Below are 9881 nucleotides of genomic sequence, written 5' to 3'. Positions count from 1 at the left end.
GTATATAAACATAAAAAAAACTCAATTCTTTGTAAGAATTGAGTTTTGATGGGGTGAATGATGGGTCTCGAACCCACGACCTCCGGAACCACAATCCGGCGCTCTAACCAACTGAGCTACAATCACCAAGTTATTGAATTTTTCTTTTGAAACTTAAATTCTAAAGTTATTAGGGTGAATGATGGGTCTCGAACCCACGACCTCCGGAACCACAATCCGGCGCTCTAACCAACTGAGCTACAATCACCAAGTTATTGAATTTTTCTTTTGAAACTTAAATTCTAAAAGTTAATTTAGGGTGAATGATGGGTCTCGAACCCACGACCTCCGGAACCACAATCCGGCGCTCTAACCAACTGAGCTACAATCACCAAGTTATTGAATTTTTCTTTAGAAACTTAAATTCTAAAAGTTATTAGGGTGAATGATGGGTCTCGAACCCACGACCTCCGGAACCACAATCCGGCGCTCTAACCAACTGAGCTACAATCACCAAGTTATTGAATTTTTCTTTTTAAACTTAAATTCTAAAAGTTATTAGGGTGAATGATGGGTCTCGAACCCACGACCTCCGGAACCACAATCCGGCGCTCTAACCAACTGAGCTACAATCACCATTTTCCCGTTATTAATCGACGTTTATTAGTCGTTCAATTGGATTGCAAATATAGTGTTGAATTCGTTATTTCCAAACAATTTTTAGAAAAAAAACACTGAAATTTTCAGTGTTTTTTCTAAAGTAAAGAATCTAAATTATTTACAGCAATGTAACTTCTCGAAATAAAACCTTCTCCAGCTTCAGTTCCAATTAATCTTCCTAAATCCATTGCACGATATTGTATAGAATCTGTAAAATTCTTCGTCGCAATTGGCGTTATTGGTTCTTCTGAATTTGGATTATAAAATTGCGTTTTATAAGCCATACACGATTCAATCTTTTGATCTAAAAATCCAGTGATATCTACGACAAAATTTGGTTCTAAGGGTAACCATTGAATGTAGTGGAAGTGTTTTTTAGGACGCCAAGGTTGTAATCCATTTTCAATTTTTGGTAATCCAGATAAAAATATGGCTGTATTAACCAAATCAGAACCTTTACCATGATCAGGATGACGATCTGAAGGTGCATTACTTAGAATTACATCAGGTTGATATTTACGTATCATTTCGATGATTTTATATTGTTCTTCTTTACCATTAGTAAAAAATCCGTCACCTAAATCTAAGTTTTCTCGTACGACTACACCTAAAATTTTAGCAGCTTCTGTAGCTTCTTCCTTACGTGTGATATCAGTTCCTCGAGTACCTAATTCACCTTTTGTTAAGTCGATAATACCAACTTTTTTACCTAAGCTAATTTCTTTTGCAAGTGTTCCTCCGCATCCTAATTCTACATCATCAGGATGTGCTCCAATTGCTAATATGTCTAATTTCATTATTATTTATTTTCGATCCAACTGATAATTTTTGGATCATCAGGTAATGTTGCAGAAGGATAAGATGTTTCTAAAGTTCCATCTGTATTGATTAAGAATTTTGTGAAATTCCATTTTACTTCATGATCACTTTTACCGTTTACTGCTTTTTTTGTTAAGAATTTAAATATGTCGTTTTGTTCATTTCCTTTTACATCACTCTTACTCATTAATGGAAAAGAAACGCCATAATTTAATTTACAAAAACTTGCAATTTCCTCATTATCTTCAAATTCTTGTCCACCAAAATTATCAGATGGGAAACCAACGATTACTAAATTATCATCCTTATAAGTTTGATATATTTTTTCTAAAGCATCATATTGCTTTGTGTAGCCACATTTAGATGCTGTGTTTAGAATAATTATTTTTTTACCTTTTAAATCCGCGAAGTTATACGTATCTCCATTAATGTCTTCAAAAGTGTAGTTATAAATAATTTTCATATTTTTAGTACTTTGTGTGGTTTGTGGTTTCGTTTTTTTTGGTGTTTTATCTTGTGCATTACAAGAAGCAAAAACTCCAATTAAAGCTAAAAATAAATATTTCATGACTTTTTAATTCTAATACAAATTTAAGTTTATTGTTCTATTTCAAAGTGTTTTTTCTAATTATTGAATCAGATTTATTGAATTTATTAAACAAATAGATATTCCAAATAATCATTACGTAACCATATACTGCATCTTCTATAGGAATTGTTAGTATTCTGATTGTAAGGTAGAATGGATCATTGTAATTAACGATAGGTGACTCTAATCCTGTACCTGTTAATACACCGTTTACTGGTAAAAATCCTGCCATTAATATGGTATAAATAAAGCTTGCTTTACCTAACCAATTAACCTTTACAATGTAATGAAGGATAATTAAACTTAGTGCGCAAACGCTAAATGTTAGAGTTGTGTAAAGTTTATCTTGATGAATTACAGCAACAATTATAGAAATTATTATACTTATCGGAACTAGGTATTTTTGCAACTGATTTGTCCATCCAAATTTAAAAAATTTGGTTAAACAGAAATAAGTAAATGTACATGAAAATGGAATACAAATAAAGAATAATATTTCTTCTATAGGAAGATTTAATACTCTAATTCCTAATAAATATGTGTCATTAAACCACCATACGCCAATTTTGGTAAAATAATAATCCCAGATGATAAATGGAATTGCAACTATAATACTGGATTTTAGAAAAGCTCCAAAATGTTTATTAAATTGAATTCTTTGATCAAATGAATAAATGAAACAAATAATAATCGTTAAAAAATTAATGATTATATAAGTATATGATTGCATGATTTAAGATTTGAAATACATTTTAAAATAATGAATTGGTACCCATAGAAATCCATAACATTCGCCTTTATGCTTATCCAAATATTTATGATGCTGTTTATGTGCTCTACGAATTGCTAATAAATAGGGATTTTTTGTGTTGCGTAACACTTTGATGCGTTGATGAATAAATAAATCGTGTACAAAAAAATATGCCATTCCGTAAAGTGTTATACCTAGACCGATATAAAATAAATAGTCCATATTATGGTATTTACCATAATACATCATTGCAATAGTTGGTAAAGCAAAAATCAGAAAAAAGTAGTCATTTTTTTCTAATTTATGGGAATGAGGTTGGTGATGATCTTTATGTAAATACCATAAAAATCCATGCATTATATATTTATGAATGAGCCAAGTCATTCCTTCCATTACAAAAAATGTTATAAGTACGATTAATAAATTCATAGTATCGTTTTTGTAGTTAGATGGTACAATCTTTTTTTAGAAGATTATTAATCTTATTTTTTAAATCTAAATTGGTAATATTTTTATAATTCTGACACAAGAAATTTTGATCAGTTTCAATTGATTTATGAAAGCCTAAAAACTTCGGACTTTGAGATTGAATTAAAAGTCGTAAGTATCTAACTTCGGATAGGGTTGGATCTTTTAGAACAGCAGCTTCAATCAATTTTTTGCCTTTATTAAAATTTTTCAATTTATTCGTTGGAAGAAATTGATGTTGTGCCGAAATCGCGTAGTAAGCTCCTAAATAAGCCATTTCTGTAGCGTTTTGATGGTTAGTTAATTTGTTAATCATTAAGCTACATGTTTTATCATCATCTACGGCTTTAGTTAAATTTATTCGAGCTTCTTTCAGAGCATCTTGTGCATATAAAGCGTTTCCTACAGTCATCAATATAATTAATGCAAATTTTATCATAATCGAGTCATCTTATATTGTACATAGCTGCTCATCATTAGCGATATTTTTTCTCCGTTATGGATTCTAACTCTATTATTAAGGATTTTTTTGGCACATGTACGTTTTATTTTATTAAATAGTGACCAATAATATTTGTAAGCTAAATAAACTCCAAATTTAGAATTTGAGGGTAGTTTTTTAATCCCTATTAAAGCGTATTTAAACTCTTCTTCTATTTCGTTTTCCAGTTGTTTTTTTATCTCATTGTTAAATTCTTCTAAATCTACATTAGGAAAATAACTTCTACCCAAGACTTGATAATCATCTTTTAAATCTCTTAAAAAATTGATTTTTTGAAACGCAGAACCCAAAGTTGTAGCATATGGTTTTAATCGTTCAAATTCATCTTTATTTCCATTCACAAATATCTGAAGACACATTAATCCAACCACCTCTGCAGAACCTACAATGTATTCTTTGTAATTTGCATCGGTGTATGTTATGGGTTTTAAATCCATTTCCATACTATGTAGAAATTGATTAATTAATTTATGATCTACATCGTATTTATTAACTACTTCTTGAAAAGAATTTAGAATTGGATTTATCGATATTTTATGATTAATAGCTTCATAAGTTTCAGATTTTAATTGATTCAATAATTTCTCTTTGTCAAAATGATGAAAACTATCTACAATCTCATCAGCTAATCTTACATATCCATAAATTGCATAAATAGCAGGTCTTATAGAAGGATGTAGTGCAAGAATTCCTAAAGAAAAACTTGTACTATATGTAGTTGTCACTTTTTTACTGATATCAAAAGATAGTTGGTCAAATAAATTTTTCATACAATAGATTTAGGAATTAATAATTTCGTTGGCAACAATTTTTCCAGATATTAAAGAAGGTGGAACTCCTGGTCCTGGTACAGTTAATTGACCCGTGTAATATAAATTTTTAACTTTTTTATTTTTTATAGTTGGTTTTAAGAATGCAGTTTGTTGCAAGGTATTAGCGAGCCCATATGCGTTACCTTTGTAAGCACCGTAATCGTTCGTAAAATCATCAATGCAATAACTTTTTTTATAATCAATATTTGCTTTGATATTAGATAGCCCAAATTTTTCCTCAATTCTAGTAATCATATCATTAAAATATTTTTCTCTTAGGTTTTCATCATCTTTTATTCCAGTTGCTAAAGGCATTAATAAGAAAAGGTTTTCATGTCCAATAGGAGCAACAGAATCATCTGTTTTTGAAGGGCAACACATATAAAACAATGGTTTTGTTGGCCATTTTTTATCAGTATATATTTCGTGTGTGTGTTGTTCTAGACTATTTTCGAAGAACAATGTATGATGTGGAATATGATCTAATTTTTTATTAATTCCTAAATAATAAATTAGGCAAGAAGGAGCAAATGTTTTTTTGTCCCAGTATTCTTCGTTATAGTTTCTGTATTCTTTATCTAATAATTTTGTTTCTGTAAAATGATAATCAGCAGATGAAATAATATGATCAAAATTTATCTTTTCATTATTAATGATTAATTGCTTCGCTATATTATTTTCAACAACAATTTTTTCCACATTAGCATTATAATGAAATTTGACTCCTTTTTCTTGCGCAAGCTTTACCATAGCATGTATTATTTGTCCCATTCCACCAATTGGATAAAATGTGCCTAATTTCATACCACCATAATTCATTAAGCTATACAATGCCGGTATATCTTTAGGAGCAGCGCCTAAAAATATTACAGGAAATTCCATTAAAGTGATTAAATCTGGATGGGTAAAATAGCGTCGAACGAATGTAGAAAAATTAGTAAATAAATTTAATTTAAATGAATTTTTAAGAATTTTTAATGAAGCAAATTCAGTTAAAGATAAACAAGGTTTTTGTACAAATTCGCCCATACCGATTTCGTATTTTTTTTGTGCATCTGCCATAAAATCGTCTAATCTTTCGGCAGCCCCTTTTTCTTTTGCTTCAAAAATTTCTTTTAAATTATCGTAACTTGAAGGAATACTCATTTTTGAGTTTGCAAAGATCATCTCAAATTGAGGATCTAATTTTACCAATTGGTAATAATCTTTTAAATTTTTACCAAAATCTTTAAAGTAGTTTTCGAAGATTTCTGGCATCCAATACCAGCTAGGTCCCATATCAAATGTATATCCATTATCTGTTTTTAGTTGACGTGCTCTACCGCCTGCAATCGCATGTTTTTCATATAAATGAACTTCATAACCTTTATTTGCTAAATACGTAGCTGATGCTATACCAGAAAATCCGGCTCCGATTATTGCGATTCTTTTACTTATCATTTAAAATTTATTAATAATATTTTAATTTACTAAATTTAAATTGTTTTATATCAGTAATATACACAATAAACTTTAAAATAGAATATTATTAACGGTATATAAAAGAAATAAAATCAGTGTAAATATAATATAAAAACAAACTAAAAACACATATAATAGAACTATAATATTCTTTTTTTTTTCATTGTGTATTCATGATTATAAATGCTACATCTGGTTTAAAATTTATGGAATAAAAAAAGGGTCTAGTATAGCTAGACCCTTTAAAAAATATTATTTATGATTATTTTTTGTGTAAATATTTAGGAACAAATTTAGACAGTAATGTTAATACAACCATAAAAGCTAATGCCCAATAAATCCAATCAGGGATTGGAATTGGATCTCCTGCAGCATATGAGTGTAATCCTGATAAATAATAATTTACTCCAAAGTACGTCATTACTACAGACCAACTTGCCCAAAGTGCACCTACATTAAATGCCCAATATCCACGTAAACCAGGCACTAAACGCATATGAAGTATAATTGCATACACTATAACTGAAATAAAAGCCCAAGTTTCTTTTGGATCCCAAGACCAATAACGACCCCAAGATTCATTTGCCCACATACCACCTAGAAATGTTCCTATAGTTAGTAAATATATACCAATGGTTAGTGACATTTCTGATACATAAGACATTTCTTTGATAGAAATTTCCATTTTTTTATTTTGCTTAAATAACATGATAATTAAAGCAAAGAAACCAAGAACAGCACTTAGTCCAAAAAATCCATATGAAGATACAATAATTGCTACGTGAACAATTAGCCAATATGATTTAAGAACCGGAACAAGTGGTGTAATTTGTGGATCCAACATTGATCCTCCATGTGCAAATCCCATCATAATAACAGCTACCATAGCACCTGTTGCAGGAATAAAAGCATTTCTATTCTTATGTAATATTAAACCAGCTAAAACACCAATCCAAGAGATAAATATAATGGCTTCATATCCATTAGACCATGGTGCATGACCTGTAATATACCAACGAGTTGCTAATCCAGTTGCGTGAGCTAGAAAAATAATAAATGTAATCCCTAAAAAGAAAGTTGTTATATATTTTAAAGCTTTATTTTCTTTAAATAATTGAATAAATGCTAAAATAACTAATGCACTAGCTACTAAACAATAAGCAATCATTATATAAAAGAAAATATTCGCTTTATTATAAAAAATTTCTATTTCAACTTTTTCAGGAGCTGGCACTACATTTTTCCCCCATTTCTGTTGGTATTTATCTATATAATCAATTGCATTATCAGCAGCAGTCCAATCACCAGATTTAATACCCTCTGATACCATATTCATATATACTGAAACCATTCCTAAAGCTAGTGTATCAATCTCAACTGGATTTTCATTAGATTGGTAAATCCATGAAGTCCAACGTTCCGATGGATCGTTTTGTACTGGAATAATTTTTAATTGATATCCTTTTGCTGTTTGATCTAAAATATTGAAACGTTCAGTTACCGCAATAACCTCTTCGTCAAATTTAGATCGTTCCGCAGGTTTTCTAGCAAATGCTTCGTTGTATAATTTATCTAATTTAAAACGAGTTGTTTGTGGATCTACTAAGTTCATTAACGAAGTATATCCTTCATCATTTGCATTAGTAATTTGTTTTAATTGATCACCACCTTTAGAACCTACTGTAATAATTGGCGCATTTGCCCAATAAGTTGGATCCATTTGTAATCCTATAAACCATTGATCTGAAGTTAAACCATGGAATTTATCTTTTTTATAGATTTTTCTTAAGATTTCTAAAGATTGCGTATTAACAGGTTTAATACGTCCTTCGATATCTTGGATTAATAAATGTCCAAATCTTTCAGCATGCTCAACAGGGATTTTTAAGTTTTTAACTAATTCTACAGGATCAGACATTTCTCCTGTATTTCCATGATTTGCATGTGGTGCTTTAACTTGCTCTGTTTTTGCCAACTTTCCATGTCCTTCACCAGGTGCATGGTCATGACCTGCATGATCGTCTTGAGTTTGGGCAAATGCAAATAATGAGAAAAAGAATGGAATTAATATTAATTGTTTTTTGTTATGTAAATTTTTTAATAATCCATTTAATTGAACAAAACGAGTTCCTTTCCAAAATAATGAAACAAACATCCCACCAAATAATAAGAAATAACCTAAATATGTAATGTTAGTACCCCACCAGTCTTGGTTTACAGATAAAATAGTACCATCTTCTGATGGTGAATAACCAGATTGGAAAAATCTGTACCCTTTATAATCCATCACATTATTCATATAAATGTGTTTTTTTGTTTCTTTTCCTTCATCGATTAATGAAATTTTAGATTCGAAAGAAGAAGGATTTGACGATCCTGGATAACGATCTAATATAAAATCATCTAATCGTATACTAAATGGTATTTTTATTGCTTTAGAACCATAACCCAATGAAAAGTTTATCCCATCTATTTCTACATCAGCAGAATAGTTTTGTGTTCCTTTACCACCAATAATAGTTACAGTATCACGTTTATCTCCTACGATAACTTCTGCGCGTATTGCTCCAGGTAAATTCTTTTGCTCTGGGTTAAATTTATTTCCTTGTGTATAAACAACTTCTCCTAAAAATGTAGGATTTGGAATTACAAATTGCGCATTTAAAATCGTGTATAATGAACGTAATTTTAAAGGTTCTTCTACATTAAATCCTATTTTACCAGCACCTTCCTGTAGCTTAGCCATATCCGTAATTTGACCTACTTGTTGACCAGCCATCTGTACATATTCACCTTCAAAAGGAGATTTTATTTTTAAATTTTCACCTTCACCTGTGATTTGTACAGTACCCTCCATAGGGCGATTATAAGAAACTAAAGTACCGCTTAATGATTTTATTTCTCCGGAACGTATAAATACAGATTGTCGCCCTTCTTGTCCTATAGTTACCAATTCTAAGATAGGTTTCCCAGTAGATTTACGAACAATCGTATCTAAAGCATTAGGAATATAATCAAATGTTTTTAGCGTAACTAATTTATCTTTAAATTGATATTGTCCTTCGAAGTTACGATATAAGAAGCTTGGTGTACTATCCTTTCTATCGAAATATGACATTTCGTAGTTATAATTATCATAAGCTAAACGTTGATCTCCGTCATCAGCAATCATCTTAAAATAAGATTTTGTAGAAATAATCTCATTAGATGTTTGACCTTCTGGAATCTCCATATTTCCTTCAAAACTAATGTAACGTGTAATTCCACCACCAATAAAAATGAATAGGAATGAAAGGTGGAAAACAAGCAACGACCATTTTTCACGTCTCCAAAGCTGGTATCGCTTTATATTCATTAAAAATAAAGTGATTAACCAAACCATTAAAATTTCAAACCACTTTGCTTCATAAATTAATGTTTTCGCAGTAGCTGTGTCATAATCATTTTCTATAAACGTAGCAACGGCCATAGAAATTGCGTAGATAAGCAATAACAAGGACATGGTACGAGTAGAAAATAGATACTTCTCAAGTTTATTCATGTTAAAAAATTGATTTACAAAAATAGTCGAGTTATCCTTATAAAACATGAAATTTTCAATGATATTTGTTATTCAATTTAAGTTATTTCTCTTCGAATAATTAAATGTGTAATCTATTGAATGTTAATTATTTATGTTTGTTGCGTTGTTGTGTAATATTCTAAATTCGAATTATTCAGTCAAAAAAAAAAAAGATACATTAAATTTATGTTATCAATTAATAACTTTTTTTCTAATAAAATATATAATTGGTACTGAAATTGACTATACAATAAGTTTAAACGTAAATGTTTAGAATA

8 protein-coding genes and 5 tRNA genes are annotated in these 9881 nt (G+C 29.9%); all 13 read right to left on the bottom strand.

Annotated elements, in window-relative coordinates:
• Positions 1-49 precede the first annotated feature (49 nt).
• A tRNA-His gene (locus IM532_RS01425) sits at positions 50-126 on the bottom strand.
• Positions 127-172: 46 nt separating this feature from the next.
• A tRNA-His gene (locus IM532_RS01420) sits at positions 173-248 on the bottom strand.
• Between the two features lie 48 nt (positions 249-296).
• Positions 297-372: transfer RNA gene (locus IM532_RS01415), tRNA-His, on the bottom strand.
• A gap of 46 nt (positions 373-418) precedes the next feature.
• Positions 419-494 (bottom strand) — tRNA-His (locus tag IM532_RS01410).
• A gap of 46 nt (positions 495-540) precedes the next feature.
• Positions 541-616 (bottom strand) — tRNA-His (locus tag IM532_RS01405).
• A gap of 118 nt (positions 617-734) precedes the next feature.
• Positions 735-1436 (bottom strand): bacillithiol biosynthesis deacetylase BshB1, encoded by a 702-nt coding sequence (gene bshB1, locus IM532_RS01400; RefSeq protein WP_194181660.1) that lies wholly within the window; start codon positions 1434-1436, stop codon positions 735-737.
• A 2-nt stretch (positions 1437-1438) separates the two neighbouring features.
• Complete coding sequence (locus IM532_RS01395; protein WP_194181659.1) at positions 1439-2026, bottom strand: glutathione peroxidase; 588 nt, start codon at positions 2024-2026, stop codon at positions 1439-1441.
• Between the two features lie 37 nt (positions 2027-2063).
• On the bottom strand, positions 2064-2777 hold the full coding sequence (locus IM532_RS01390; RefSeq protein ID WP_194181658.1) for a lycopene cyclase domain-containing protein: 714 nt from the start codon (positions 2775-2777) through the stop codon (positions 2064-2066).
• A gap of 3 nt (positions 2778-2780) precedes the next feature.
• The gene (locus IM532_RS01385; protein ID WP_194181657.1) at positions 2781-3227 is read right to left on the bottom strand and encodes a sterol desaturase family protein; all 447 of its coding nucleotides are present in this window, start codon (positions 3225-3227) and stop codon (positions 2781-2783) included.
• Between the two features lie 16 nt (positions 3228-3243).
• The gene (locus IM532_RS01380) at positions 3244-3705 is read right to left on the bottom strand and encodes a hypothetical protein (protein WP_194181656.1); all 462 of its coding nucleotides are present in this window, start codon (positions 3703-3705) and stop codon (positions 3244-3246) included.
• Positions 3702-4538, bottom strand: a complete 837-nt coding sequence (locus IM532_RS01375) for a phytoene/squalene synthase family protein (RefSeq protein WP_194181655.1) — start codon at positions 4536-4538, stop codon at positions 3702-3704. Before IM532_RS01375 ends, IM532_RS01380 begins: the two co-directional genes overlap by 4 nt.
• 9 nt (positions 4539-4547) lie before the next feature.
• Entirely contained in the window at positions 4548-6020 is a 1473-nt protein-coding gene (locus IM532_RS01370; protein ID WP_194181654.1) for a phytoene desaturase family protein, read from the bottom strand.
• A 283-nt stretch (positions 6021-6303) separates the two neighbouring features.
• A complete protein-coding gene (gene ccsA / locus IM532_RS01365; RefSeq protein ID WP_194181653.1) occupies positions 6304-9582 on the bottom strand; it encodes a cytochrome c biogenesis protein in 3279 nt (1092 codons plus the stop codon).
• Positions 9583-9881: the final 299 nt, after the last annotated feature.

The organism is Faecalibacter rhinopitheci, assembly GCF_015234135.1.
In the GTDB taxonomy this organism is placed as follows: domain Bacteria; phylum Bacteroidota; class Bacteroidia; order Flavobacteriales; family Weeksellaceae; genus Empedobacter; species Empedobacter rhinopitheci.
This window is presented reverse-complemented; position numbering and strand designations above follow the sequence as displayed.

What these genes read in the sequence shown, in the direction of transcription:
- ccsA (WP_194181653.1), bottom strand. Translation starts at nt 9,582, where the DNA reads ATGAATAAACTTGAGAAGTATCTATTTTCTACTCGTACCATGTCCTTG.
- IM532_RS01385 (WP_194181657.1), bottom strand. Translation starts at nt 3,227, where the DNA reads ATGAATTTATTAATCGTACTTATAACATTTTTTGTAATGGAAGGAATG.
- IM532_RS01370 (WP_194181654.1), bottom strand. Translation starts at nt 6,020, where the DNA reads ATGATAAGTAAAAGAATCGCAATAATCGGAGCCGGATTTTCTGGTATA.
- IM532_RS01390 (WP_194181658.1), bottom strand. Translation starts at nt 2,777, where the DNA reads ATGCAATCATATACTTATATAATCATTAATTTTTTAACGATTATTATT.
- bshB1 (WP_194181660.1), bottom strand. Translation starts at nt 1,436, where the DNA reads ATGAAATTAGACATATTAGCAATTGGAGCACATCCTGATGATGTAGAA.
- IM532_RS01395 (WP_194181659.1), bottom strand. Translation starts at nt 2,026, where the DNA reads ATGAAATATTTATTTTTAGCTTTAATTGGAGTTTTTGCTTCTTGTAAT.
- IM532_RS01380 (WP_194181656.1), bottom strand. Translation starts at nt 3,705, where the DNA reads ATGATAAAATTTGCATTAATTATATTGATGACTGTAGGAAACGCTTTA.
- IM532_RS01375 (WP_194181655.1), bottom strand. Translation starts at nt 4,538, where the DNA reads ATGAAAAATTTATTTGACCAACTATCTTTTGATATCAGTAAAAAAGTG.